The following is a 24,552-nucleotide window of genomic DNA, read 5'->3' as shown; positions in this document are numbered from 1 at the left end:
AGCCGTTCCAAGATTCTGAAAAATCACCCGCGAGGTATAGATGCTCGACGTCGCGGACCGGTCGCAACGGGGACACCTTCGTTCGCGCGGACGCCGGTCTACGGGTACGGACCCCGTTCGATTAACAGTCGACGCGACGTAGTGAGACCCGTGAACGTCCTCTATCTCGCACTCGGCGTCGCCCTCCTCCTGGGCACCATCGCGGACCTCGTGTGGACGACGCTCTGGGTAGAGGGCGGCGCGGGCCCGATGACGTCGCGCCTGATGGATGGGACCTGGCGGCTCCTGCGGAGGACGTGGGGTCGGAACTCGCGGGCCCTCACGCTCGCGGGGCCGCTGGTGTTCGCTCTCGGTCTCGGCGTCTGGATCGCTCTCCTGTGGGTCGGCTGGACGCTGGTGTTCGCGAGCGCCGAGACCGCCCTCGTCGACACCCTCGACCGGGGACCCGTCTCGTTGTCCGACCTGGTATACTTCGTCGGGTACACAATATTCACCCTGGGAAACGGTGACTTCGTCCCCCGACAGGGCGTCTGGCAGGTCGTCACCGTCCTGACGACCGCCAGCGGCTTGCTCTTCGTGACGCTCGTCGTCACGTACGCGCTCTCGGTCCTCGATGCGGTCACCCAGAAGCGAACGTTCGCCAGCGGCGTGGCCGGCCTCGGAACGAACGGGGAGACCGTCGTCCGAAGCGCATGGGACGGCGAGGGGTTCGAGGGGCTCGAACTCCCGCTGAACGAGTTCACCAGTCAACTCAACGCGCTCACGGCGAACCACAAGGCGTACCCGATCCTCCACTACTTCTACAGCGATCGCCCGGAACGAGCGCCGACAGTCGGGATCGCGACCCTCGACGAGGCGTTGACGCTCCTCCGGTTCGGCGTTCCGGAGCGACATCGGCCCGACGCCGTCGTCGTGCAGGCCGCCCGTGCGAGCGTCGAAACCTACCTCGACACGCTCCACGGGGCCTTCGTCGACGCCGCCGAACGCCCGCCAGACCCCCCCGATCTAGCCCGGCTGCGCGAGTCGGGTGTTCCGACCGTCTCGGACGAGGCGTTCGCGGAGTCGCTGGACGGCCTGAGCGACCGTCGCCGAAGGCTGCTCGGGCTCGTCGAGTCCGACGCGCGAGAGTGGCCGTCCCCGGAAGACGACCGGCGGAGCGGATAGCCGGAACCGGCCAGCCGCGACGGCGGCCGTCTACTGCCGGGGCTCGGTATCCGCGGGGACCGTCCAGTTTCACGACTTCGCTCGTCACTCGACGTATCGCACGACGCGGGCCATCCCGGACTCAAGGTGGTAGAGGTTGTGGCAGTGGAACAGCCAGTCGCCCGGGTTGTCGGCGACGAAGTCGAACGTGACCTCGCTCCTGTGCCCGGGGACCACGACGGTGTCCTTGACCGCGTCCCCGACCTGGAAGAAGTGACCGTGGAGGTGCATCGGGTGCAGGACGGGGCTACGGTTCACCATCCTGACCCTGACGTGGTCTCCCTGGCGGACGTCGAGCGGGTCGGCGTCGGGATACGCCTCCCCGTCGATGAGCCACTCCGTTCCGCCACGGCGCCCCGACAGCGTCAGGTCGAACGTCCGGTCCGGGCTCCCGTCGATTCCCTCCAGCGGCGAGAGCGCCTGCAGGTCGCCGTACCCGAGTTCCCGACCGGTGCCCGAAGGTTCCCGCGGCGACGCGGACGCGTCGGACCCCTCGTACGTCATGCGGGCTCGCGCCGGAGGTTCGTCGCCGTTGACGGCGTCCGCGCGGATCTCCCACGTGCCCGGATTCTCGGCCTCGACGATCGCGTCGTAGCGCTCGCCCGAGCCGAAGACGAACGAGTCCACGGTCACCGGCTCGACCGGGCGGCCGTCGGCGTGGCTCACGGTCAGGGGGTGACCGCCGGCGCGCACCCGGAAGGCCGTCGCGCTGCTCGCGTTGACGAACCGGAACCGGACGCGTTCGCCCTCGCTGACCGGATACGACCGGGGGTCGTCCGGCAGTCGTCCCCCCATCAGGAGTCCGGCGTATGGCGGTCGCGGGCCGTCCATCGGGCCGGCGCGGCCGTCGCTTCCACCGTCGCTCCTACCGGGACCGCCGCGGCCGCCGCCCCCGGGACCGCCACCTCCGCGACCGCCGCCTCCGTCGGAGCCGCCACGGCCATCCCCCGTCGGTCCGCCCCCCGATTCGAGTTCGGAGAGCGGGCGCGGCTCGCCGTCGAGGTAGTCGTCGACGACGACGGTGTACTCGCGGTCGAACTCCACGTGCGGGTCGTCCTCCTCGACGATCAGCGGCGCGAGGAGCCCGCGGTCCAGCTGGAGTCCGACGTGGCTGTGAAAGAAGAACGTTCCCGCGGGGTCGGCCCGGAACCGGTAGGTGAACGAACCGCCGGACTCGACCGGGTCCTGCGTGACGTCCGGGACGCCGTCCATCTCGTTGGCCAGGGGGACGCCGTGCCAGTGGATCGTCGTTCCGTCCGCGAGGTCGTTGCGCAGTTCGACCTCGACCACGTCGCCCTCGCTCGTGCGGAGTTCTGGCCCGGGGAACGCGCCGTCGTACAGCCAGTTCTCGGCCGTCGCGTCCGCGCCGGGCTGGACCCCGCCCGGCGCGGCCGTCAGTTCGGCCCGCACGTCGGCGGACCCGGACGGCGGGCTGCGGGGGGACGGGCTGGACGTGTCGTCCGGATCCGTCCCGTCCGTCGGCACACACCCGGCGAGTCCACTCGCCCCCGCTCCGGCCAGCGCCTGCAGGAACCGTCGTCTGGCGGGAGCGGACGGCCGGCTCACAGCGACCCGAGGACGCGCTCGAACCGGTCGCCGACCTCCTCGGCGATCGAGTCGAGTTCGTCGTTCCCGGCGAGACCCACGAGCCGCTCCGGATCGACGGCGCTCACGACGACGTCCCCGTCGTCCCGCTCGTAGACGACGACGTTGCAGGGCAGGAGGGCGCCGAGTTCGATCTCCTCCTCGAGCCCCTCGAGTGCCAGTGCCGGGTTGCACGCGCCGAGGATCCGGTACCGGCGGAACTCCTCGTCGAGTTTCTCCGCGAAGGTGGCCCGGACGTCGATGTCACAGAGGACGCCGAATCCCTCGTCGCCGAGGGCGTCGATCGTTCGCTCGACCACGTCGTCGAACTCGCCGTCCACCTGCTGCTGCACAGTATATTCCATACGGAACAATAGCGCTAGAGCACTGATGACTCTTTCGCGGCGAGTGCTGTGACGCGTGACCTATCAGCGGCCACACGCCTCGCAGCGCCGTCGCTGATAGTAGAGGAGTCCGCCGAAGGCGACGACGCTCACCGCACCGAGCGCCGGTCGCAACGGGTCGAAGTGCGTCATCAGCGCCGACGAACTGAACAGCGCCAGCAGCAGGGCGTTACAGATCGGGCAGCCGAACGCCAGGAATCCGCCGACGACGCCGCCGGCGGCGTAACGGTCCCCGACCGGATCGTCTGTCAGCGACCGCTGGTAGACGAAGGCGGCCGCGAACGTCGCCGTGGCGACGAGAAACAGGTAATCGAACGGAGTGCGATCTACCATGCGAACGTAGACCGGATTCGGGATCAGCCCGGTCACGACCCCGAACAGCAGGAAGGTCACGACGCCGACGCCGACGCTCCTGCCGGGTCGCGGACGCGACCGATCAGTCATCGACGCGCCCCCGTCGAGCCCAGTGCGTCCACAAGATGCGTCCTCTCTCGATCGTCCGTCGTCGATCGCTCCATCGCATGGTCACGCTGGGTCGACCGAGCAGGTTCGCGGGTCGCCCGCTCTGGCGAGGAAAAAGAGGAGCAGGGCGATCCCGCCGGCCCGGAGGAGGTTGCCGTCGAACGGGAGCGCCGCCATCGCGCCGACGAAGCCCAGCGCTCCGAGTACGCCCGCGCCACAGCTCGCACAGCCGGCGGCGAACACTCCGGGGAGGACGCCGACTATCGTCGACGCGCCGCGGCGACGTGCGCGGCGGACCAGCGCGAGCGCGTTGGTGGTCGCGACGCCGGTCAGTACCGCGTACCCGGCGACCAGGGCGAGCCCGAGTGCACCGGTACTCAGGTACACTTCCCGCGTGAGCGCGCTGACCGCGTAGACGACGTCGGTCGGATCGCTGGCGAGCACCTGGACCGAGAACTGCGGAAACGAGCTCAACACCAGGACGACGTACGTGAGGACTGTCCCGACGGCGGCCGACAGCAACCGCACGTCCGACGTGAGCGGGTAGACGAGTGCCTCGCGGAGCCCGCGAGCCCAGTCGCGACTCGCGCTGGCGCGGGGTCCGCTCACGACTCCGTCACCTGGTCGATCGCGTCGGCGAAGTTCTCGTAGGGGTGCGCCCCGACCATCTTACCAGCAGCCCCGGATTCCCGGTTGTAGAGGACGAACCCGGGCGTCCCCTGAATCCCGGCCTCCTGGGCTACGGCGAGATTCGCGTCCACGCTCTCCCGGATCGAGTCGGCACGTTCCGCACGGCAGGTTTCGGCCGCGGACGCGTCCACGCCGTCCGTCCGTTCGGTGACCTGCGTGAACGTTTCGTCGTCGGCCCAGTCCGTCCCGGACTCTGACTGTTCGTCGAAGGCCGCCGAGTGCCAGTTCCAGAACGCATCGGGGTCGCTGTCGGCCACCTGTGACCACACGCACCGCCCCCAGAGCGCCGCCGGCATCGAGTACTCCCCGATGTTCGGATACGACAGCACCACCAGGCGGGCGTCGCCGGTGTCGAGGTGGTTTCGACCGATCTCGGGGAGCGTCTCCGTCTCGAATCGCTCGCAGAACGGGCACAGGTAGTCCGTCCAGTAGTAGATGTCCACTTCGGCGTCGCGCTCGCCCGCGATCGGCCGTCCAGCGAGGTCGACGCCGAAACCGGTCGTCTCAGTGCTGCCGTGAGAGGTAGCCGGGACGTAGTGCTGCTCGCTCGATCCGGACCGCGACGCGACGTAGCCGACGCCGCCCCCGAACGCGAGCATCCCGCCGCCAGCGAACAGGGCTCGCCGCCGAGTAATATTGCTCATGCTATCCATCGTTGCCCAATACCACTTCGCATCGTCTGATAGACGTTGCGATCTACCGGCCGAGAATCACGTTTGTTCCCTCGAGCTATCTACGACACCGCGGTTTCGACAGCCTCGATCATCGGGGCCGACAGGTGCTGGTCCGTGTCGGCGCGTTCGTCGGCCGAGGCCCGATCAAGCGTGCGCTTCGATCACCGAGCGGAGCCGTGCTTCGTCCTGCATTCCGGCGAGTCGTTCGACCGGCTGTCCGTCGGCGAACAGGACGAGCGTCGGGACGCCTCGGACGCCGTACTCGGCGGCGAGTTGCTGGTTCGCGTCGACGTCGACTTTCGCCACGGTCGCGTCGGTCTCGGCGGCGACCGTCTCGACGACCGGTTCGAGCATCTGGCACGGTCCGCACCAGTCGGCGTAGAAGTCGGCCAGCACGACGTCGTGCTCGGTGACAGTCTCGGTCAACTCCTCGGTTCCGTCGACCGATATCGGTTCGGACGGACTCCGCGGTTCCGACTCGTCGGCACGGTCCGTCTCCCTACTCCGCAGCTCCTCCAGTTTCTGTCGACGGATCTCCTCGATATCGTCAGCCATCGGAGTCCCGTTCGCACCGGGACGACTTATGTATTTTGTATAGTTTTCACAATACTGTCGTCGCACGAGACGAGGCAGACTCGGCTCAGGAACGGTGCTGCAACGACTGAGTCTTCCGCTCGTCCGTGTCTCGGCCGCAGTTATGCTCGAACTCCTGAACGAGCCGGGCGACGGTCGCGTACCAGTCGTTGAGCAGTCGCCGCATGTCGCGAGCGACCTCCTCGGGTGTGCTCGGTCGATACACGTGGTAGTACCCGCCGTCGTCGTAGTTTACCTGCCGCTGTACGACGACGCCAGCCTCGAGAAGTCGTGATATCGAGCGATACGCGGTCGACCGGTCACACCCCGATCGGTCCGCGACGTCGTCGACGGTCAGCGGGTCGTCCGCCCGTTGCAGTATCTGAAAGACGGTCCGGTCGCGCTCGTTGAGCCCGTGGATGCACTCCAGCAGGTCGAGACACCCCATGTCCCGTTCGAGGTCTTCGCGCACCGAAGCGACCACCATACCGAAACGTAGGCGGGCCCAGCCGATTAAAGCTGTTCCCGAACTCCACAATACTACGATATTCCGGTGTGTCGTCGGCGCCTCTATTCGAGAGCGTCTGCCCCGTCCGGTGCGAACGAGCGTCGTAGTCGGCTCAGTCTATCTGTTCGACGGTGAACAGGGCGTCCCGGGTCAGGACGACCCGAACGCGCCGGTGCCAGGCCTCGGCGAAGGCGCTCCGCTGCTCCTCGCTCGCCGACCCGTCGAGAATCCGCTGGAGGTGTCCGACCGCCGGCCCACCGTCAGGAACGTCGCGCACGTGGTAGGAGACCTCGACAGTCTCGTCCGTGTCGGTCCGCCGGAAGCGGAACGTCGGGTCCGGGCTGTCCGGTTCGAAGGCGTCGAACGTCAGGAGGTCGCGCCGGCCGCCGTAGCCGCCGGCGAGTCCGCCGAACCCGTCGTCTTCGGCCGCGCCGGTCACGTACGAGACGATGCGCCCCATCACGCCGTAGGTCGCGTCGTCACGGGGGCCTGCGACCCGGACCTCGATGTCGCTCCGAACGGGGTGGTCGTCGGGGTAGAGGGCGTCGAGCCCGGTCTGGACGATCCGGTAGGCGCCCGCGGCGGTCGGACAGGAGTGGCCCGCCGCTTTCACCGCGTCCTCGTAGGTGACGACGAACGGATCGCCGGGGTCGAGGACGCCGAGGGCTTCTGCCACCGGGTCGCGGATCGCGATCGGGTCGGCGTCGTAGTCGACGGCCCAGTCGGTCGTAGCGCGGTTCGAGTCGGTCGCGGTCGTTGTTTCAGTCATTGTTGTGTCGTGTGGATGTTGTGCCGAGTCGGTGTTCCGTGTCGAGTCGGTGTTGCGCGTCTTCTCGGTGTCGGGTTCGAGTCAGTACCGGAGCAGTCGCATCCCGTTGAGGATGACGGCGAGGACGCTGGCCTCGTGGACGAGCATCCCGGTGGCGAGTGTGACGTAGCTCGTGAGCACGCCGGCGAGCAGCACCGTCACGGTCACCACCGCGAGGCCGACGTTCTCGAGGACGTTCCACCGCGTCGCCTTGCTGAGCGAGACCGCGTACGGGATTCGTTCGAGGTCGTCGGCCATCAGCGCCACGTCGGCCGTCTCGATGGCGGTGTCCGTGCCCGCCGCGCCCATCGCGATACCGACGTCGGCGGTGGCGAGCGAGGGAGCGTCGTTGATGCCGTCGCCGACCATCGCGACGACGTGGCCGTCGGCCTGATACGCCTCGACGGCGGTCTGCTTGTCCTCGGGGAGCAGTTCGGCGCGGTAGTCGTCGATGCCGACCTCCTGCGTGGCGGCGTCGCCGCCACGTTTTCGGAGGCCGGTGAAACCGGCCTCCCTGGCGACTGCGGCGGCCGTGCGTTCGTTGTCGCCGGTGAGCATCACCGTCTCGATGCCGGCGGCCCGGAGGTCCGCGACGACGGCGGGCGCGGCCGCTCGGAGTTCGTCACGGATGGCTATCACTCCGACGACGGTCCCGTCCCTGACCACGTGGACGGCCGTCTCTCCGCGCTCTTCGCGCTCGCGGACGTACTCCGCGACGGCCTCTTCGATCTCGACGTCGCGCTCGTCGAGCAGCGCGCGATTCCCGACGACGATCTCGTGACCGTCGGCGCGGGCGACGACGCCTTTCCCGGCGACCACCTCGAAGGCCTCCGGGTCGGGGATCGATCTCGCCCCGGCGTTCGCCTCGGCCTCGCGAACTGCAGTCGCGTCGCCCTCGCGAACCGCCGCCGTGGCGCCGTCAGACCGGTGGGTCGACGACCCTCGCGAACCAGCGGTCCGCTCGCCGCCGTCGGTCGCTGTCGTCGGCCGCTCGCGGGCCGCCTCGACGATGGCGTCGGCGAGGTGGTGTTCGCTCTTCTTCTCGGCGGTCGCCGCGAGTTCGAGCACCTCGTCGTCGTCGCTACCGAAGCCCTCGACGTCGGCGACGGTGGGGTCGCCCGTCGTGAGCGTCCCCGTCTTGTCGAAGGCGACGAGGTCGATCGTGCCGGCGCGTTCGAGGTGTTCGCCGCCCTTCAGCAGGACGCCCGACCGGGCGGCGTTCCCGATGGCGGAGACGACGCTGACCGGCGGCCCGATGACGAGGGCGCCGGGACACCCGATCACCAGCAGCGTCAGCGACAGGATCGCGTTCTGGGTGACCGCGTACGCGCCAATGGCCAGCGCGACGACGGCCGGCGTGTAGTACGTCGCGAACCGGTCGATCAGGCTCGCCGTCGGAGACTGGGCCTCCTGGGCTTCCTCGACGCGGCGGATGATCCGCTGCAGCGTCGTATCCGACCCCGCGCCGGTCGTCCTGACCTCGAGCGCCCCCTCCCGGTTGACCGTACCGGCGTACACCTCGTCTCCGTCGGCCTTGTGGACGGGCGCGCTCTCGCCCGTCACCGGCGCCTGATTGACCGCGCTCTCGCCGTCGACGACGTCCCCGTCGACCGGGATCTTCTCGCCGGGTTTCACGACGACGACCTCCCCCGGTTCGACCTCGCGAGCGGGCACTTCCTGCAGTCGCCCGTCGCGGCGGACGGTGGCGGTGTCCGGGGCGAGCTCGAGTAGCTCCTGGAGGGCGGTGCGCGTCTTGCGCATCGTCCGCCCTTCGAGGTAGCTCCCGAGGCTGAACAGGAAGACGACGGCCGCGGCTTCCCAGTACTCGCCGATGACGACGGCGCCCACGGCCGCGAGCGTCACCAGGGTCTTGATGCCGAGCGTTCGGTTCGTCACCTCGTGGTAGGCCGTCCTGGCGATGTCGTACCCGCCGACGACCGTCGCGAGGACGAGGATCGCGGCACTCGCCGTGTCGAGTCCGGTGAGGTAGCCGACGCCCCACCCGCCTCCGTAGAGCAGCCCGCTCGTCGCCGTGACGACGGCTTTGCGGTGCTTCCGATAGTACAGCCGTATCGATCGCGCCTTCATGGAGTTTCAGGCCGGCTGGGGCGTGTACCCCTGGTTCTCGATCGTCTGTGCGAACGTGTCGGGGTCGGCGACGCCGTCGTCGTAGTGGATCTCGACGCGCCCGGTCGTGTAGTGGATCTCGACGTCCTCGACGCCCTCGACGTTCGAGAGGGCGCGCTCGACCGTGCTCGCGCAGGTCGGACAGTCGAAGTCCATCACTCGGAACTGGGTCGTTTGGCTCATGACAGTGCTAGATACCGCCCGTATCGCCATAAGTATTTTTTATATGATATGTTTGAACGCAGAGACGACCGGTCGGAGCGGTCAAACGGGTCGTCTCGTGCTTTCCCGGCGGGGCCGGGAGCGGGTCGCTGCCGGGATTCCCTCGTCGTGAGAGCGCACACTGCATTTTTCCCGGGCGGTCGCATCCATCCCCGTATGACATCGTCACCTCGCGACGGGCAGATCGAAGACATCGCGGTCAGGGACACCAGGGTCTCGGACGCCATCGACGAGCCGATGCGAGCGATGGTGCTCGACATCCTCTCCGACGAGGCGCGGACCGCGGGGGAGGTCCACGAGCGACTCGCGGACCGCGGTGTCGACCGGACGGAGAACACCGTCCGACACCACATCAACGAGCTCCGTGACGCCGGGCTGGTCGACGTCGTCCGGTTCGAGGAGGGCCGCGGCGGCACGACCAAGTACTATCACGCGAACACGATCGTCCTCTCGTACTCCCTGCCGGACTCGGCCGACGCCGCGGTCGCGGAGATGGTCGACGCCGTCCAGCCCCAGATCACCGACGCGCTGACCACCCTCACCGACGAGTACGACGACTCGATCGAGGAGATCGTCGCGGACATGCAACCCTGCGAACACTGCCGGACCCAGAAGTACGAGACGTACGTCCTCCTCACCGTCCTCAGACGCGCGTTCGTCCGTGCGCGTCGAGAGTCGTAATCGCACTCCCGCGGCACGTTCACCGCCTCGTGAGCCACCGTCGTTACGAGCCGTCGTCGCCACGAGCCGCCGTCCCGCCGATTTTACACGTCCACGTGTTCGTCGACGAACCAGTCGACGATGTGGCCCTCGGCGCGATGGAGCACGTCGCTGCACGTCGCGTTCGCGACGCCGAGCGCGTCGGCCACGTCGCCCAGCGTCGCCTCCCGGGGCGCGCGGTAGTACCCCGCTTCGACCGCGGCCAGCAGCACCTCCTGCTGGCGGTCGGTCAGCAGGCGGTCCGCCTGGCTCGCGTCGATCTCACGGACGTGTTCGATGGCAAAGGAGATCCCGAGGTCGTCGAGTTGCGTGCGGAGGTTCGAGAGGCGGCTCGTCGACGTCGTCACCTCCCACGTCGCCTGCCCGTTCTGGATGTCGAAGGGCATCTTGAGCGGGACGCCGGCCCGCCAGACCGGGAGGAGCGGGAGCGGGTTCACCGTCTGTATCTGGAGGAGCGCCTCGTCGTCGTGTTTCCAGAGCAGTTCGAGGCTCTCGACGTCGTCCCGGTCCTGGATGTCGGTGATGATCGGCAGCGGATCGGTCGCGACGAGTCGGACGAGCCCGATCCCGGTCCCGTCTCCCGGGATGCTGGTGACGACCTGGAACACTAGCTCCGGATGGGCGGCGGAGATGTCGCCGATCCAGGTGTGCTCCGGGATGTCGATGGTGAGTTTCGCGTGGGGCATTACCGGTAGCTCCCCTAGCGGACCACTCAGAATAACACCAGTGGCGAATATGTTAGCCACTCACTGAATCGTTCGTACTGGAGACTACGCGCCCCGGGGCCGTACAGTCGCGTAATGCCGATAGAACCTGCACGTGCGGCGAGAGACACGCCGAAGCCGCCCGTTCGAGTCACCCGTTTTTACGGCTCCGGTGGGCTGGTTCGCCTCGCGGGCGGCGACCGGTCCGGGCCCCGTGAACCGACCACGGTCGCGACTCGTCGGGAGAGTGTTCGATAATGGTCGATGCGAGCGAGTGGATCACGGACAACGCCAGGCTCGTCGTCGCGGTCGTGCTCGTCGCGTCCGCGGTCGCCGCCGCCGGTATCCCGATGGTCGAGCGTTCGAGTTCCCTCGACCAGTTCCAGACCGACGCCGACGAGGCCGACGCCCTCGAGTACGTCGACGCGAACTTCTCCGGGGGGACGGCCGGGACGACGTCCGCACAGGTCGTCGTCCGGGACGAGGACGTCCTCGACCGGGAGACGCTCCGTTCGATACTCGAGTACGAGCGGACGCTCCGGGAGAACGAGACGGTCGGCGACACGCTCGTCGCGAACGACTCGACGCGGAGCGTCGCGAACCTGATCGCGACGACGTCGATCCGGGAAGAACGGGCCGAAGAGCTTCGGACCCGCGAGGACGAACTCGCCGAGACGGAGGGGGCGCTCGACGACGCCCTCGATTCGCTCGCCCGCGACCCGAACGCCAGCGTCCGCGCCGCGTTCGACGACGTCGACGCGAACACCCCGGTCGACCTCACCGAGGAGCACTACGCGCGCTTCGCGGACGCCGTCGAACAGCGCCGGACGGCGACCGGCGGGAATGCGGCCGGTGGAGACGCGACTGCTGCGAACGCGACCGCTGGTGACACGACCGCAGGGGACGCGACGACTGCGAACGCGACTGCTGCAAACGCGACCACTGCGAACGGGGCCAGCGGTGCTGATTCCGACGGAGACGCGGCGACCGTGGGCCAGAACGGGACGGGAACCGGGAACCTCACCCAGCGGATACTCGCCGAGGAGTACGCCGCGCTTTCGGAGGACAGACGGGAACTGACCGATCTCGACCCGGATCTGGAGGCCCAGATCGACGAGCTCCGGTCGCTCGACGACTCGCAGGTCGACGCGCTCGCCGCGGACGTGCTCGCCGGAAACACGAGCCGGTCGGCGCGGGCGCTCGCGTTCGTGCCCGACTACTACGAGCCGGGAACGGCCGAGACCAACGCGACCCTGCTCGTGGTGACCCAGGAGACGCCCGGCGGCTCGTTCGCACCGGGTGACGCGCCGGCCGAGATCGAGGACTCCCAGGCGGCCATGGTCGACCTCGCGCCCGCCGACGACTCGATGACCGTCCTGATCTACGGGGACGGCATCGTGTCCGCGGAGATCACCGACTCGATGGTCGACAGCGTCCTGCTGGTCGGCCCCCTGGCGATCGGATTCGTCCTGCTCGTGCTCGTGGTCGTCTACCGTGACCCGCTCGACATCCTGCTGGGACTCCTCGGGATCGGGCTCGTCCTCGTGTGGACGTTCGGCGCGATGGGGTGGTTCGACATCGCGTTCAGCCAGCCGTTCGTCGTCGTGCTCGTCCTGCTCATCGGCCTCTCCATCGACTACGGACTCCACGTCGTGATGCGGTATCGCGAGGCCCGGGGCACCGCCGAGACGCCGCCCGATCGCGCGATGGCCGTCGCGCTCGGCAGCGTCGGGGTCGCGCTCGTCTACGTCACCGCGACGACCGTCATCGGCTTCCTGTCGAATCTCACCAGTCCGCTGGCCGTCTTCCGCCAGCTGGGCGTCGTCAGCGCCATCGGCATCGTCGCCACGCTCCTCGTGTTCGGGCTGCTCGTCCCGGCACTGAAGGTCGAACTCGACGGATTCCTCGAAGACCGGGGTGTCGACCGGGTGAAACCGGCGGTCGGGACCGGGGCCGGGCCGATCAATCGGCTCCTCGGCGTCGGCGCGACGCTCGCGACGAGAGCACCGTACGTCGTCATCGCCGTCGCGCTCCTCGTCAGCGCGACGGGCGCGTACGCGGCGACGGACATCGACGCCAGCTTCGAACAGTCCGACTTCCTCGCGGAGGACCCCGCCGACTGGCTGAAGGAGTTGCCCGACCCGATCGCGCCGGGAACGTACACGGCGGAGACGGCGATCGACACGCTGGACGCGGACTTCGTCAGGCAGGACACCACGGCCACGATACTCGTCCGGGGCGACGTGACGGACCCCGCGGCCCTCGACCGCCTCGACGCCGCGCGAGCGAACGCCAGCGGCCTCGACGCGACGGAGACGTACGCCGACGGGGAGGCCGCGATCACCGACCCGGTCACGGTGATGGACTGCGTCGCGGCGGGGAACGAGTCGTTCGACGAGACGCTGACGGCTGCCGATACCGACGGCGACGGCGTCCCCGACGAGAACGTCACCGCCGTCTTCGACGAACTCTACCGGACTGCGCCCGACGCGGCCGGGGACGTCCTCTATCGGGACGACGGCGACTACCGGGCCGCCCGGATGGTCGTGACAGTGGACGGCGACGTCGACGGCGCGACCGTTCACGACCAGTTGCGGTGGGTCGCGGACGACGCCGCGGGCGACGGCGTCTCGACGATCGCGACGGGCGACGTCGTCGTCAACCAGATCACGGCCGACCAGCTCGCGGAGACGGCGTTCTCGAGTCTGGTCGTCGCGCTCGTGTCGGTGCTGGCCGTCCTCGCCGCCGCCTACCGGTTCACCGAGGGGAGCGCCTCGCTCGGGGTCGTCACGATCGTTCCGGTCGCGTTCACCCTGACGTGGGTCCTCGGGACGATGGCGCTGCTGGACATTCCGTTCAACATCGTCACCGGGATGATCACCGGCCTGACGATCGGGCTCGGCGTGGACTACAGTCTACACGTGAGCGAACGGTTCAATCAGGAACTCGACGCGACGGAGACGGTCGGGGCGGCGCTCCGCGAGACCGTGACCGGCACCGGCGGCGCGCTGCTGTCGAGCGCGGCGACGACCGCGAGCGGGTTCGCCGTGTTGCTCGTCGCGATCCTCCCCTTCCTCCGGTCGTTCGGACTCATCACCGCGCTCACTATCGTCTTCGCGTTCATCGCGAGCGTGTTCGTCCTCCCGAGCCTCCTCGCCGTCTGGGCGCGGGTCACGGGACGCGACACGGCCGCGGAGACGGGATCACGCGACCCGGCGGACGGGAGCGACCGCGACGCGACCCGGACGATACGTCGCCCGTACGTCCTGCCCGGTCGGACCGTCCCCGTGACAGTCTCGCTCGGAGACGTGAGCGGTCGGCTGTCGCTTCGCGAGACCGTCCCGGGCGAGGTCGCCGACCTCGAAGTCGCGCCGGAACCGGTCGCCGTGGACCGTCGCGACGGGACCGTGACCGTGTTCTGGGACGGCAGCGAGTCGCCGTCGGAGGCGACCGTCGAGTACACGGTCGAGTGCCCGGGGAAGCCGGACGACGGCGAGGTGTGTCGGTTCGAGGGTGTCGTCGAAGACGAGGACGGTCGGCGTTCGGTCGCCGGCGACGCGGCGGCCACCGTCGTCGAAGACGTCTTCCAGCGCGTGATCGAACAGGGGACGGTCACCGACGCGGACATCGAGGCGGCCGTCGAGCGCGACGATGTCACGCCCGCGGAACTTGACCGACTTCGCCGCGCCTGGCTCGAAGCGGACTGACGGCGGCCCGGGCGATGTGCCCCCCGTCTCGCTCGCGACCGCCCGGTAGACGAGATAGAGAAGGCGCCCACGCTCCCGCGGACGCTCGATACCCGCGGTGAACGGCTCGCTCCTCCGACACCGGCTTCCCAAGGATACAAGCGACAGGTCCGCGAACTATAACGCAGATGTCGCCCACTGACGAGAACACTGACGACGCTGGCTCCCGGTGGTCGCTCCTCGGAATCGGCGGCCTCCTGAGTCTCTGCTGTCTCTTCGTCGCTCCCGCGACGACGGGGGTCGCGGGGGGCGTAGCCGCCGGCGGGACGACGGCAGCACTCGGCGGCGGTCTCGTCCAGGTCGTCGTGACGGCGCTCACACTCGGCGTGATCGCTGCTGGACACCGCGTCTATCGGCTGCGAACCGGCCGTCGAAGCCGTGAGACCCCACGGAGTGACCACTGACGACGATGTGTCCCGACCGCCCCGCGGACTACGTCACCGCTCGTCGCGACGATATCGTCGATCTCACGCTCGATCTGCTGTCGGTCGAGACCGCGAACCCGCCCGGGGACACGCGCGATATCGTCGCGTCGCTGGAGCGGTATCTCGAACCGCTCGCCGTCGACGTCGAACGCGTCGCCGTCGACCCGGCGAAACCCAACCTCGTCGTGACGGTCCCGGGCGAGTCCGACGAGACGCTGCTGTTCAACGGACATCTCGACACGGTCCCGTTCGACGCCGACGCGTGGTCGTACGATCCGCTCGGAGAGCGGGACGGCGACCGTCTGTACGGACGCGGCGCGACGGACATGAAGGGCCCGCTCGCCGCGATGCTGTTCACGATCGAGGCGTTCGCGGAGACCGGGACGACTCCGCCCGTGACCCTGCTGTTCGCGTTCGTCAGCGACGAAGAGGTGGGCGGTGACGCCGGCCTTCCCGCGCTGCTCGAGGCGGGGCGTCTCGACGCCGACGCCTGCGTCATCGGGGAACCGACCTGCGAGGCGGGCCGACACTCGGTGACGGTCGCCGACCGCGGGAGCATCTGGCTGACCCTCGACGCGCGCGGCGACGCGGCACACGGGTCGCGGCCGATTCTCGGGGAGAACGCGATCGACCGACTGTACGGGGCCGTCGAGACGCTCCGCGACCGGTTCGGGACGCGCGAACTGGCCGTCGACGCCGAGATGGAACCGATACTGGCCGAGTCGGTCGAGTACTACGCGGCGACGATGGGCGAGGCGAACGCCCGCGCCCTCTTCGCCTCGCCGTCGATCAACCTGGGGACCATCGAGGGCGGGGAAGCCGTCAACAGCGTCCCGCAGTCCGCTCGTGCGGCGGTCGACATCAGGCTGACCGCGGGGGTCGAGACCTCGGAGATGCTCTCGGAGATCCGGGAGTGCGTCGCCGACTGTGAGGGCATCACCATCACGGACGTGTCCTGGAGCGTCGGGACCGTGGAACCGATAGACAGCCCGCTCGTCGAAGCGGTCGCGTCGACCGCCGAGTCGGTGGCCGACGAGCGGGTGTTCCGTCGGAGCGCGACCGGCGGCGGCGACGCGAAGCGCCTCAGAGACGCCGGCGTTCCGACGGTGGAGTTCGCGTTCGGGACCGATACCGTCCACGCGGTCGACGAGTACATCACCGTCGACGCGCTCGTCGACAACGCGCTCGTCTACGTTCGCGTCCCGGGAGCGCTGGCGGCCTCGATCGACTGACGGCTTCGCCGAAGCCCGACCGACATTAACCTGTCGCGCGCTCTCGGTTCGGAGAAACTGACACAAAGGTAGACGCGGAAGCGGTCGTACGGACGGTGAAAGCGGACACGAATTCGAGGCTATCTATGTTCCGAGACCGACCAGACGGCGAGACGCGACGGGTTCGAGGACAGGCACCGAGACCACGAGCCGGAGCGGGAGGTGGTCCGACCGCGCGACGCGGATCGTCCGAGGGGGGTGAGAGCCGTCGTAATTGCGGATCGACGGCCGAGTCCCGCCCGTGGGAGCGGCCGGGTCCGGGTATCAGCAGGCGACGGGCGCTGGTCGGTGGCGTGACGGTGCTGGCGTCGCTCGCCGGGTGTGGATCCGAGTCGATTGACCGACCCGCTTCGGTCACGCTGACGACCGACGACCGCTGTGACGTCTGTGGGATGGTGATCCCGAACCACCCGGGGCCGTCGGCGGAGATCTTCTACGCGGACAACCGCCCCTCGGACCACGACAACCCGGCGCGGTTCGACAGCACGTGGGAGGCGTTCCAGTACAACTTCGACCGCCTCGACCGCGACTGGACGGTCGAGGCGTTCTACGTGACGGACTACTCGGCCGTCGAGTACTCGGTCTCGGAGAGCGAGGGGGACCTGCTCCTCTCGACCCACCCGGAGGCCGAGGCGTTCGTCGACGCGGAGACGGTCACGTTCGTCGTCGGCTCCGACGTGAAGGGCGCGATGGGCCGCGACCTCGTGGCCTTCTCCGAGGCGGCCGACGCGGAGTCGTTCCAGGCGGAGTACGGCGGCTCGCTCGCGGAGTTCGGCGACGTGTCGCGAGAGACGATCGCGCAACTCGGCCAGGCGTGACGATGGACGTTTGGGTCGTCGGCGGCGTCGCGCTCGCGCTCGTCCTCCTCGGTGCGAGTGCGTTCCTCGTCCAGCCGTCCACCGAGGACGTCCGGCCGGTCAGGTTCGACGAGACGATCCAGCTCGGGATGACCGGCGTCGACGTTCAGACGGCCGAACAGCGCGGCTACGCGCTCCCGAAGGCGGAGGTGTTCTACGGGCAGTACGAGTACGTCGTCGGCTACTACGGCGTCGAGTCGCTCGTCGACCACCTGCGGAGCGGGACGGCGCGACGCCAGTTCGGCGACCCGCTGGCGGTCTTCGTCTCCGACTTCTCGGGGACCCGCCCCTACCTGACCGACGGCGGGTACGTCGACCTGCGCGACGACCCGTCGCTCGGGTTCGCCCGCGCGACGGACGCCGTGTACGTCGTCGACAGCGCGGCCCGGACCCCCGCCGGACCGACCGTCGTGCCGTTCTCAGACCGGACCGACGCGGACGCGTTCGCCGGCGAGTACGGCGGGCAGATCGCGACGTGGGACGAGTTGCCCGCGGCGGTCGGCGAGGGGCGTCCCACCGCCGCCGCGGCGTTTCGCGAGTCGGTGCGGACGCGCTCGGCGTGGGCCGACCGGACCGTCGCGGCGCGCAGCGACCTGCGTTCACGGCCAGTCTCGACCGTGGTCGGCGACGACGAGCCGTCCCTGTCGGCCGCCCTCGCCGCCGCGCCGCCGAACACGACGGTCGTCCTGCCGGCCGGACGGTACGACGCGAACGTCACCGTCGACAAGCCGGTGACGATCCGCGGGTCGGGGACCGAGACGGTCCTCGACGGCGGCGGGACCGGGACCGTCGTGACCGTGCGCAGCGACCGCGTCGCGGTCACGTCGCTGACCGTCACCGGCGTCGGTCCGGTCGGCTCCCGAGCGCCGCCGGACGACGGCCCCGTCAGCTCGACGCTCGTCTACGCCCGCAGCGACGCCGGCGTCGCCCTGATCGGCGCGAACGAGTCGCTCGTCGCGGACCTGCACGTCGACACCGCCTCGACGGGCGTGTCGCTCAGGCGGAGCGACCGGTCGGTCGTCCGGAACCTGACCGTCCGGGGAGCGGAGACGATCGCGGAGGGCTCGATGGGCGTGATACCGATCCGGTCCAGCGTCGTCGTCGAAGACTCCCGGTTCCGCGGCGGCCGGGACGCCGTGTACACCCACCGGGCGGACGGGAGCGTGATCCGCGGCAACGTCGCCGCCGACATGCGCTACGGCGTCCACGAGATGCACACGTCGTCGCTGCTCGTGCGCGACAACACGATCAGGGAGACCGAGGGCGGCATCATCCTCATGACTCGCCCGGCGAACAACCTGATCGTGGGGAACCGCGCTGTCGACAACAGGGCCGGGATCCTCACGATCGGCGACACCTCCTTCTTCGCGGACAACGTGATGGCCCGCAACCGGATCGGCTTCAACCTCGGGTCGACCCGCTCGCTCGTGACCAACAACACGATCGCCGACAACGAGGTCGGCATCCGAACGGTGACGCTGCTCCCGACGAACGACGTGGTCGACAACGACGTCGTCGGCGCCGACCGACCGGCGGTGACGACCAGCGGCCCGGTCCGCGTCTGGACGGTCGGGGACCGGGGGAACTACTGGGGACCGGTTCCCGGTCTGGACCGCGACGGAGACGGGGCCGTGGACAGACCCTTCAGACCGACCGGGCGGGCCGACCTGGTCGCCAGCCGAGCGCCCGGGGGACCGACGCTCGCGCGGGCGCCGGTGTTCGGACTCCTCCGTGCCGCGTCCGGGGGCGTTCCGGGACTCCGCGAGGCCGGCGCGGTCGACACCGCGCCGCGAACCGACCCCGTCCGCCCCGACGTGCTACGGGAGGTGCAAAACGGGACCGATGAGTGACCACAGTTCGTCGTCGCGGGGCGGGACGGCCGACGCGACCGGCGACGAGCGCTCCGCCCCGACCGAGGCGGCGGTCGTCGTCGACGGCCTCCACCGCTCGTTCGGCGACCTGACCGTGCTCGCCGACGTCTCGTTCGCGGCGGAGAGCGGGACCGTCTCCGCGGTCGTCGGCCCGAACGGCTCGGGGAAGACGACGCTGTTGCGGGTGGTCGCCGGCCTGCTGGCGGCCGACGAGGGGTCGGTGACGCTCCCGACTGCCGGCGCCCGAACGGTCGGCTACCTGGCGCAGACGCCGGCGTTCCGGCCGCAGTTCACGCTGACCGAGACGCTGTCGTTCTACGGCGCGCTCGCGGGGGTCGACGTCGACCCCGAAGCGGTGCTCGACCGCGTCGGACTCGCGGCCGTCGCCGACCGCCGGGTCGGCGCGCTGTCGGGCGGGATGACGCGGCTGTTCGGCATCGCACAGGCCACGATCGGCGACCCGCCGGTGCTCGTGCTCGACGAGCCCTCGAGCGGGCTGGACCCGACGATGACCGAACACGTCGGCTCCGTCGTCCGCGACCTCGCAGACGAGGGCCGGACGGTCCTCCTCGCGACCCACGAACTGGGGACCGTCGACCGGATCGCCGACACCGTGCTCGTCCTCGACGACGGCGAGATCCAGGTCGCCGCCGCGCCCGACGCGCTGCGTCGCGAGACCGGGTCGGAGACGCTCACCCACGCGGTCAACCAGTACATCGTCGGCGGGAGCGACGGGCTCACCGTCCGCGCCGGGACCTGGGAGGGCGAGGATGCGTGAGGACCACGGGGCGAGCGAGCCCGCGGGACCCGACGACGGCATCGAGTCGGGCTCCGGGTACCGGGACCGCGTCGGCGGCGACGCGGACGCGCTCCGTGCGGTGGCCCAGCGCGAGTTCGACACGCTCGTCAGGACCCGGGCGTACGCGGCGCTGGCGGTCGCGTACGGGCTCGTCGTGGTCGCGCTCTCGCTCGCGGGCGACGTCGGCGGGTACGTCCCGCTCGTGCTCGACCTGGCGACGCCTGTCGAGGTGCTCGTCCCGCTCCTCGCGTTCGGCTTCGGGACGTGGAGCGTCCTCGCGGACGCCCACAGCGGCGAACTCGAGGTGATCCGGACGTACCCGGTCAGCCGGTGGACGTACGTCCTCGGCACGTTCCTCGGGCGGGCGGTCGGGCTGCTCGTCGCGGTCCTCTCGCCGCTCGTCCTGGTCGGTCTCGCGGTGCCGCTGGTCCGGGAGCCGGCGACGTCGGTGTTCGTCTCACACGCGACGGTGGACTCGCCGACGTACTTCGCCCGGTTCGTCGGGCTCACTGGCGCGTACGCGCTGGTCACGCTCGCGCTCGCCATGGCGGTGTCGTCGCTCAGTCGGTCCCGACGGATCGGCGTCGCGGCCGCGGCGCTCGTCGCCCTCGTGGTGATCGTCGGCCTCGACGCGCTGGTGCTACTCGGGGTCGCCCGCGGCCTCGTCGGCGGCGAGACGCTGTCGATCGTGCTCGCTGCGAGTCCGCCCGGGGCCTTTCGGGGGCTCGTCCTCGCGACTGCAACCGGGGGGCTCCTCTCGACCGGACCGCCCGCCGCGAACGCCGTCGCGAGCGTCGTCGGCGTCGTCGGCTGGCTCGTCGTCGGCCTCACCGCCGCCGCGCTGGGCGCGTGGTCTCCCGGCGGGCGATGACCGACAGAGTGCATCCGCTGGGCCGCCTGTGCCCGCTGGTCGGCGTCGTCGGCTTCAGGTCGGCCGGGCCGGGAGCAGTCCCTCGTCGGCCGGTCGTCGCGCGTAACCCAAATACCCTAACGACAGGCGCCCGTTGTGCCGGCTGAATACCACATGGCCCGGCGGTTCGGACGGATCAAGTCGCTCGTGAGCGACACCCGGGTGTTCGAATCGGCGGAGAGCCGACGACGGTTTCTGATCCACGCCGCGGTCGCCGTCCTCGTCCTCGCTCTCGTGGCGGTTCTCGTCCGCCGATACGTCCCGACGCTGACCAGCGCGCGAGAACTGCGGGCGACGATCCACGGGTTCGGCGCGCTGGGACCGGTCGTGCTCGTCGCGCTCCAGGCGGTCCAGGTCGTCGTCGCACCGGTCCCCGGACAGGTGCTCGCCGTCGTCGCAGGGTACCTGTACGGCGCGTGGTGGGGGACGCTCTACAACATGCTCGGCGTCACGATCGGCAGCACCGTCGCGTTCTGGCTCTCCCGTCGATACGGTCGGCCGTACGTCGAACGGGTCGTCCACGACGACGCGCTCGCGACCTTCGACGCGGTCGACGACGACTACGTTCGAGTGGCGCTGTTCGTGTTCTTCTTGCTCCCGGGGTTGCCCGACGACGCCCTGTGCTTCGTCGGTGGTCTCACCAGACTCCCGCTCCGGCAGCTCGTCGCGATCGCAGTTCTCGGCAGAGCGCCCGTGTTCTTCCTCGTCAACGTCGTCGGAGCGTTCTTCGAAGCCGGTCGGGTCGGTGCCGGGGTCCTGCTCGCGGCGCTGGTCACCGGCGTCTCGGTCGTCGCGTACCGCTATCGCGACGCGCTTCTCGGACTGTTCGACGAACGGTGAACGGGAGAGCCGTCGCACGGTGAATCGACAGGCGGAGTGGAGCGGCCGCGAGAGTCTCCGGTCCGCCCCCGGTCGTCCGGTTTAAGAGTGCGAGGCTCCCGAGACGGCTCCCGTTCTCTCTCGGCGTGACCTTGGGTCGATTTGACACTCCTGGAGCTCGTAATCACGGGTGAGCCCAGGATGTACGAAACGATCCTCGTCCCGACCGACGGAAGCGCGGCCGCGGAGGCGGCCGTCGACGCCGGGCTAGCGCTCGCCGAGCGGTTCGGCGCGTCGCTTCACGCGGTGCACGTGCTCGAACTCGACAGGCTCCCCGGCGACATCGACGCGGACACCCGGGCCGCCCTCGAAACCGACGTCGCGTCGGTTCTGCAGACGATCGCCGACCGGGGTGCGGAGCGGGACGTGACAGTCCACACCGAGATACTCGAGACGGGCGAACCGGTCCATCGCGCGGTCGCGGACGCCGTTCGGGACCGCGAGGCCGACCTCCTCGTGATGGGGACGCACGGCCGGACCGGGTTACACCAGTTCGTCCTCGGGAGCGTCACCGAACACACCCTCCGCATCTCGCCGGCACCCGTCCTCACGGTCCACGAGGGGACGGCGTTCGACCCCGAACTCGACACGATACTCGTCCCGACCGACGGGAGCGAGACGGCGGAAGCGGCCGCCGACCACGCCGTCACCCTCGCCGCCGACCTCGACGCCGCGTTACACGTCGTTCACGTGGTCGATATCACCGGGATCTGGGGTGAGATCGACAGCGCTGCAGTTCTCGACGCGCTGGAAGCGGAGGGGAAGCGAGCCGTCGAAAGCGTCGTCGACCGCGCGGAGGCGGCTGGCGTGCGGTCCGTCGAAGCGTCTGTCATGAGCGGCACCCCTGCCCGCTCGATAATCGAGTACGCGGACGTCCGCGACGTCGACTTCGTCGTGATCGGCACCCACGGCCGGACCGGCCTGGACCGACACCTCCTCGGTAGCGTCGCCGAAAAGGTCGTCCGCGTCACGGAGCCACCGGTGCTGACAGTCTCACTCCCAGACCAAGACTAACTCACGCCCCGACGGAGACTGACCGCAGCAGGTGACACAGGGCCCGCGTGAGTGGCGGCGACTGCGGCGATAACCCGCTCCTAAGCCGATCCCGTCTGCGAAGCGGAGCCGAGCGATGGTCGACGCGTGACGCCCGCCCGCCGTCCTCCGATCTGGCTCGAAATGTGATTACATATATACTTCTGTAAGTACCGAGTACATACCTCCGGGACCCGTCCGAAACGATGTCGTCGGCGTCCACGGGTGCAGGGTGTGTTCGACATCGCCAGTCGAACCGGGCGACCGTCGGAACTGCGCGTCGTCGTTCGGCATCGGGGTGACGCTCGTGGCACTCGGTCCGTGGGCGGGCGGCCCGCCGCGTGAAGGACGCGCCGTAAGCTTGATTGGTCAACTGATTGTATAAATACCTGTGCGCCAACCCATCGCGTTCGAGTCGGTGGCTGCCGCGGCGAGCGGCGAACCCGACCGGGCGAGCCGACCGCGTCCGCGGGGCGCTTCGATCTCTGCCGTGCGATCGAGAGCCGAAGCAGTTCGGCACCGCGACCGACGCGGCTCTCACAGTTCGATGCGACGCTAGTCCGGCCAGAATCAACGGAGAACTCAGAGAATGCAAGACAGTCCCACCGTCCTGGTTCCGATCCGTGTCCTCGAAGGTGAATCGATCCCGGAAGGTGTGCCCGAACTCCTCTCGAACGCACACGTCGTCCTGCTCGGCTACCACGTCGTCCCGGACCAGACCTCGACCGACCAGGCGCGAAGCCAGTTCGAAGACCAGGCCGTCCGCCGTCTCGACGATTTCACGTCGATGCTCGAGCACGCGGGTGCGACGGTCGAATCACACCTCGTGTTCACCCACGACGGCCAGCAAACGATCGACCGGACGAGCGAGAAGTACGACTGCCTCGCGGTGTTGATTCCGAACGCGACGAGACCGATCGAGACCGTGCTCGTCGCGGTCCGCGGCATCGTCGGCACGGACCGGTTCGTCCACGTGGTGTCGGGGCTGTTCGCCGCCAGTGACGTCGGGGTCACGCTCTACCACGTCGCCGGAACCGGCGAAACGGAGGCGGACGCGGAGACGCTGCTCGACGGGATCGCGAGCCGCCTCTCCGAGGAGGGACTGCGCTCCGACTCGATCGATATCGAAATCGAGCGTGGCAAAAATCCCCGGGCGATGATCGTCGACGCCGCCAGCGACCACGACGCGGTCGTCATGGGGGAGTCCGACCCGTCGGTGACGACGCTCCTGTTCGGGATGAGCGCGGACCAGGTCGCGAAGCAGTTCCTCGGCCCCGTGCTCGTCGTCCAGCAGGCCACTTCTGACGACGACGAACCGGACAGCGAGTGAGGGCCCCGAATTCGCCCGCGGATCGAGACACGGTGGGGACAGCGGGTTCTCGGTGCACGTGCTCGGACGTGTTCACACCCAGTGGATCAGGCGGCCACCAGCACGGGCCTGCCCGCGTTCTGAACGACCCGGTCGGCCACGCTCCCGATCTGGTTCGGGTCGGTGTGAGAGTGGCCGTGGTAGCCCAGGACGATCAGGTCGGCGTCGATCTCGTCGGCGTCGCTGACGATCTCCACGTACGGCTTTCCGTGACAGCACCGGGCGGTGACCTCGAACCCCAGTCCTTCGGCGCGCTCGGCGACCTCCGACAGCTGCTCGTTCCCCCAATCCTCCATCTCGGTGGTCTCGAGTTCGACGCTGCTCAGCGCCGGCTCCGAGTAGCGGTCGGTGTCGACCACGAAGATCGCGTGCAGTTCCGCCCCGTGCTGTTCGGCCTGCTCCAGCGCGTGCGTCGCCGCGCGGTTCGCGTCGGCGCTCCCGTCGGTCGCGACCAGGATCGTATCGCACATATCAGTTGATACGATCCGTGCGCGTTTCAATTTGCTGGCGATTCCCGTCGCCTGTCGAACGGACCCCCGTCTGTCGTGGACGGTACCCCGTTCGAGTCACCGGAAATCCGGTGTCACGAACAGCGTATCGGACGGGCGACTCGCGGTTCGAGCGTTCACTGGACCGCTCACATCGCTCTGGTGTCAAACTTCAGGCGCGACACCCGTTTTCACGAAGAACGGCCGGAACCGCCCCGTCGGCACT

General features: G+C 69.2%; 24 protein-coding genes. 12 read left to right on the top strand and 12 right to left on the bottom strand.

Going from position 1 to position 24,552, the window contains the following annotated elements:
* The first annotated feature begins 150 nt into the window (after positions 1–150).
* Positions 151–1,164: a potassium channel family protein gene (locus tag D1409_RS18330; RefSeq protein WP_123538445.1), complete on the top strand. Its 1,014-nt coding sequence runs from the start codon at positions 151–153 to the stop codon at positions 1,162–1,164.
* 84 nt (positions 1,165–1,248) lie between these two features.
* Here D1409_RS18330 and D1409_RS18325 read toward each other — a convergent pair whose 3' ends face one another.
* The 10 genes from D1409_RS18325 to D1409_RS18280 all read right to left on the bottom strand — a co-directional run bounded on the left by D1409_RS18325 (position 1,249) and on the right by D1409_RS18280 (position 9,216).
* Positions 1,249–2,688 carry a multicopper oxidase family protein gene (locus D1409_RS18325; RefSeq protein WP_235853618.1) on the bottom strand — a complete coding sequence of 480 codons (1,440 nt, stop codon included), beginning with the start codon at positions 2,686–2,688 and terminating at the stop codon, positions 1,249–1,251.
* Positions 2,689–2,765: 77 nt separating this feature from the next.
* A complete protein-coding gene (locus D1409_RS18320) occupies positions 2,766–3,152 on the bottom strand; it encodes a DUF302 domain-containing protein (protein ID WP_123538443.1) in 387 nt (128 codons plus the stop codon).
* 63 nt (positions 3,153–3,215) lie between these two features.
* The gene (locus D1409_RS18315) at positions 3,216–3,635 is read right to left on the bottom strand and encodes a hypothetical protein (RefSeq protein ID WP_123538442.1); all 420 of its coding nucleotides are present in this window, start codon (positions 3,633–3,635) and stop codon (positions 3,216–3,218) included.
* A gap of 81 nt (positions 3,636–3,716) precedes the next feature.
* Complete coding sequence (locus tag D1409_RS18310; RefSeq protein ID WP_123538441.1) at positions 3,717–4,262, bottom strand: hypothetical protein; 546 nt, start codon at positions 4,260–4,262, stop codon at positions 3,717–3,719.
* A complete protein-coding gene (locus tag D1409_RS18305) occupies positions 4,259–4,987 on the bottom strand; it encodes a DsbA family protein (RefSeq protein WP_164471771.1) in 729 nt (242 codons plus the stop codon). Before D1409_RS18305 ends, D1409_RS18310 begins: the two co-directional genes overlap by 4 nt.
* 174 nt (positions 4,988–5,161) lie before the next feature.
* Positions 5,162–5,572, bottom strand: coding sequence for a thioredoxin (gene trxA / locus D1409_RS18300; protein ID WP_123538439.1), 411 nt, complete (start codon positions 5,570–5,572; stop codon positions 5,162–5,164).
* An 85-nt stretch (positions 5,573–5,657) separates the two neighbouring features.
* Complete coding sequence (locus tag D1409_RS18295; protein WP_394339044.1) at positions 5,658–6,077, bottom strand: helix-turn-helix domain-containing protein; 420 nt, start codon at positions 6,075–6,077, stop codon at positions 5,658–5,660.
* Positions 6,078–6,210: 133 nt separating this feature from the next.
* Positions 6,211–6,867, bottom strand: coding sequence for a hypothetical protein (locus tag D1409_RS18290; RefSeq protein WP_123538438.1), 657 nt, complete (start codon positions 6,865–6,867; stop codon positions 6,211–6,213).
* 81 nt (positions 6,868–6,948) lie between these two features.
* Complete coding sequence (locus D1409_RS18285; RefSeq protein WP_123538437.1) at positions 6,949–8,994, bottom strand: heavy metal translocating P-type ATPase; 2,046 nt, start codon at positions 8,992–8,994, stop codon at positions 6,949–6,951.
* A 6-nt stretch (positions 8,995–9,000) separates the two neighbouring features.
* Complete coding sequence (locus D1409_RS18280) at positions 9,001–9,216, bottom strand: heavy-metal-associated domain-containing protein (RefSeq protein WP_123538436.1); 216 nt, start codon at positions 9,214–9,216, stop codon at positions 9,001–9,003.
* Positions 9,217–9,411: 195 nt separating this feature from the next.
* Between D1409_RS18280 and D1409_RS18275 the strand changes: the two genes are divergently transcribed.
* The gene (locus D1409_RS18275) at positions 9,412–9,936 is read left to right on the top strand and encodes an ArsR/SmtB family transcription factor (protein ID WP_123538435.1); all 525 of its coding nucleotides are present in this window, start codon (positions 9,412–9,414) and stop codon (positions 9,934–9,936) included.
* A gap of 83 nt (positions 9,937–10,019) precedes the next feature.
* Here the strand turns inward: D1409_RS18275 and D1409_RS18270 are convergent, their stop codons facing one another.
* On the bottom strand, positions 10,020–10,661 hold the full coding sequence (locus tag D1409_RS18270; protein WP_123538434.1) for a helix-turn-helix domain-containing protein: 642 nt from the start codon (positions 10,659–10,661) through the stop codon (positions 10,020–10,022).
* 275 nt (positions 10,662–10,936) lie between these two features.
* Between D1409_RS18270 and D1409_RS18265 the strand changes: the two genes are divergently transcribed.
* The 10 genes from D1409_RS18265 (at position 10,937) to D1409_RS18220 (ending at position 23,799) form a co-directional block, all read left to right on the top strand.
* Positions 10,937–14,386: an efflux RND transporter permease subunit gene (locus D1409_RS18265; protein WP_206425116.1), complete on the top strand. Its 3,450-nt coding sequence runs from the start codon at positions 10,937–10,939 to the stop codon at positions 14,384–14,386.
* A 167-nt stretch (positions 14,387–14,553) separates the two neighbouring features.
* Positions 14,554–14,829: a hypothetical protein gene (locus tag D1409_RS18260; RefSeq protein ID WP_123538433.1), complete on the top strand. Its 276-nt coding sequence runs from the start codon at positions 14,554–14,556 to the stop codon at positions 14,827–14,829.
* 5 nt (positions 14,830–14,834) lie between these two features.
* Entirely contained in the window at positions 14,835–16,082 is a 1,248-nt protein-coding gene (locus tag D1409_RS18255; protein WP_123538432.1) for a M20 family metallopeptidase, read from the top strand.
* A gap of 332 nt (positions 16,083–16,414) precedes the next feature.
* Positions 16,415–16,939: a nitrous oxide reductase accessory protein NosL gene (locus D1409_RS18250; protein ID WP_235853616.1), complete on the top strand. Its 525-nt coding sequence runs from the start codon at positions 16,415–16,417 to the stop codon at positions 16,937–16,939.
* 2 nt (positions 16,940–16,941) lie between these two features.
* Positions 16,942–18,828 (top strand): NosD domain-containing protein, encoded by a 1,887-nt coding sequence (locus D1409_RS18245; RefSeq protein ID WP_123538430.1) that lies wholly within the window; start codon positions 16,942–16,944, stop codon positions 18,826–18,828.
* On the top strand, positions 18,821–19,627 hold the full coding sequence (locus D1409_RS18240; protein WP_123538429.1) for an ABC transporter ATP-binding protein: 807 nt from the start codon (positions 18,821–18,823) through the stop codon (positions 19,625–19,627). Before D1409_RS18245 ends, D1409_RS18240 begins: the two co-directional genes overlap by 8 nt.
* Positions 19,620–20,519, top strand: coding sequence for an ABC transporter permease (locus tag D1409_RS18235; protein ID WP_123538428.1), 900 nt, complete (start codon positions 19,620–19,622; stop codon positions 20,517–20,519). The genes D1409_RS18240 and D1409_RS18235 overlap by 8 nt, the downstream gene beginning before the upstream one ends.
* Positions 20,520–20,705: 186 nt before the next feature.
* A complete protein-coding gene (locus D1409_RS18230; protein ID WP_206425115.1) occupies positions 20,706–21,398 on the top strand; it encodes a TVP38/TMEM64 family protein in 693 nt (230 codons plus the stop codon).
* A gap of 180 nt (positions 21,399–21,578) precedes the next feature.
* A complete protein-coding gene (locus D1409_RS18225) occupies positions 21,579–22,451 on the top strand; it encodes a universal stress protein (protein WP_123538426.1) in 873 nt (290 codons plus the stop codon).
* A gap of 607 nt (positions 22,452–23,058) precedes the next feature.
* The gene (locus tag D1409_RS18220; protein WP_123538425.1) at positions 23,059–23,799 is read left to right on the top strand and encodes a universal stress protein; all 741 of its coding nucleotides are present in this window, start codon (positions 23,059–23,061) and stop codon (positions 23,797–23,799) included.
* An 86-nt stretch (positions 23,800–23,885) separates the two neighbouring features.
* Here D1409_RS18220 and D1409_RS18215 read toward each other — a convergent pair whose 3' ends face one another.
* A complete protein-coding gene (locus tag D1409_RS18215; protein WP_123538424.1) occupies positions 23,886–24,308 on the bottom strand; it encodes a universal stress protein in 423 nt (140 codons plus the stop codon).
* Between the last annotated feature and the right edge of the window lie 244 nt (positions 24,309–24,552).

Origin of the sequence: Halosimplex salinum (assembly GCF_003730195.1) — an archaeon.
In the GTDB taxonomy this organism is placed as follows: domain Archaea; phylum Halobacteriota; class Halobacteria; order Halobacteriales; family Haloarculaceae; genus Halosimplex; species Halosimplex salinum.
This window is presented reverse-complemented; position numbering and strand designations above follow the sequence as displayed.

Excerpts from the sequence above, each read along its gene's own strand:
- D1409_RS18240 (WP_123538429.1), top strand. The coding sequence starts at position 18,821 with ATGAGTGACCACAGTTCGTCGTCGCGGGGCGGGACGGCCGACGCGACC.
- D1409_RS18305 (WP_164471771.1), bottom strand. The coding sequence starts at position 4,987 with ATGAGCAATATTACTCGGCGGCGAGCCCTGTTCGCTGGCGGCGGGATG.
- D1409_RS18255 (WP_123538432.1), top strand. The coding sequence starts at position 14,835 with ATGTGTCCCGACCGCCCCGCGGACTACGTCACCGCTCGTCGCGACGAT.
- D1409_RS18270 (WP_123538434.1), bottom strand. The coding sequence starts at position 10,661 with ATGCCCCACGCGAAACTCACCATCGACATCCCGGAGCACACCTGGATC.
- D1409_RS18235 (WP_123538428.1), top strand. The coding sequence starts at position 19,620 with ATGCGTGAGGACCACGGGGCGAGCGAGCCCGCGGGACCCGACGACGGC.
- D1409_RS18315 (WP_123538442.1), bottom strand. The coding sequence starts at position 3,635 with ATGACTGATCGGTCGCGTCCGCGACCCGGCAGGAGCGTCGGCGTCGGC.
- D1409_RS18260 (WP_123538433.1), top strand. The coding sequence starts at position 14,554 with ATGTCGCCCACTGACGAGAACACTGACGACGCTGGCTCCCGGTGGTCG.
- D1409_RS18225 (WP_123538426.1), top strand. The coding sequence starts at position 21,579 with ATGTACGAAACGATCCTCGTCCCGACCGACGGAAGCGCGGCCGCGGAG.
- D1409_RS18285 (WP_123538437.1), bottom strand. The coding sequence starts at position 8,994 with ATGAAGGCGCGATCGATACGGCTGTACTATCGGAAGCACCGCAAAGCC.
- D1409_RS18275 (WP_123538435.1), top strand. The coding sequence starts at position 9,412 with ATGACATCGTCACCTCGCGACGGGCAGATCGAAGACATCGCGGTCAGG.
- D1409_RS18220 (WP_123538425.1), top strand. The coding sequence starts at position 23,059 with ATGCAAGACAGTCCCACCGTCCTGGTTCCGATCCGTGTCCTCGAAGGT.
- D1409_RS18280 (WP_123538436.1), bottom strand. The coding sequence starts at position 9,216 with ATGAGCCAAACGACCCAGTTCCGAGTGATGGACTTCGACTGTCCGACC.
- D1409_RS18320 (WP_123538443.1), bottom strand. The coding sequence starts at position 3,152 with ATGGAATATACTGTGCAGCAGCAGGTGGACGGCGAGTTCGACGACGTG.
- trxA (WP_123538439.1), bottom strand. The coding sequence starts at position 5,572 with ATGGCTGACGATATCGAGGAGATCCGTCGACAGAAACTGGAGGAGCTG.
- D1409_RS18245 (WP_123538430.1), top strand. The coding sequence starts at position 16,942 with ATGGACGTTTGGGTCGTCGGCGGCGTCGCGCTCGCGCTCGTCCTCCTC.
- D1409_RS18295 (WP_394339044.1), bottom strand. The coding sequence starts at position 6,077 with ATGGTGGTCGCTTCGGTGCGCGAAGACCTCGAACGGGACATGGGGTGT.
- D1409_RS18265 (WP_206425116.1), top strand. The coding sequence starts at position 10,937 with ATGGTCGATGCGAGCGAGTGGATCACGGACAACGCCAGGCTCGTCGTC.
- D1409_RS18290 (WP_123538438.1), bottom strand. The coding sequence starts at position 6,867 with ATGACTGAAACAACGACCGCGACCGACTCGAACCGCGCTACGACCGAC.
- D1409_RS18215 (WP_123538424.1), bottom strand. The coding sequence starts at position 24,308 with ATGTGCGATACGATCCTGGTCGCGACCGACGGGAGCGCCGACGCGAAC.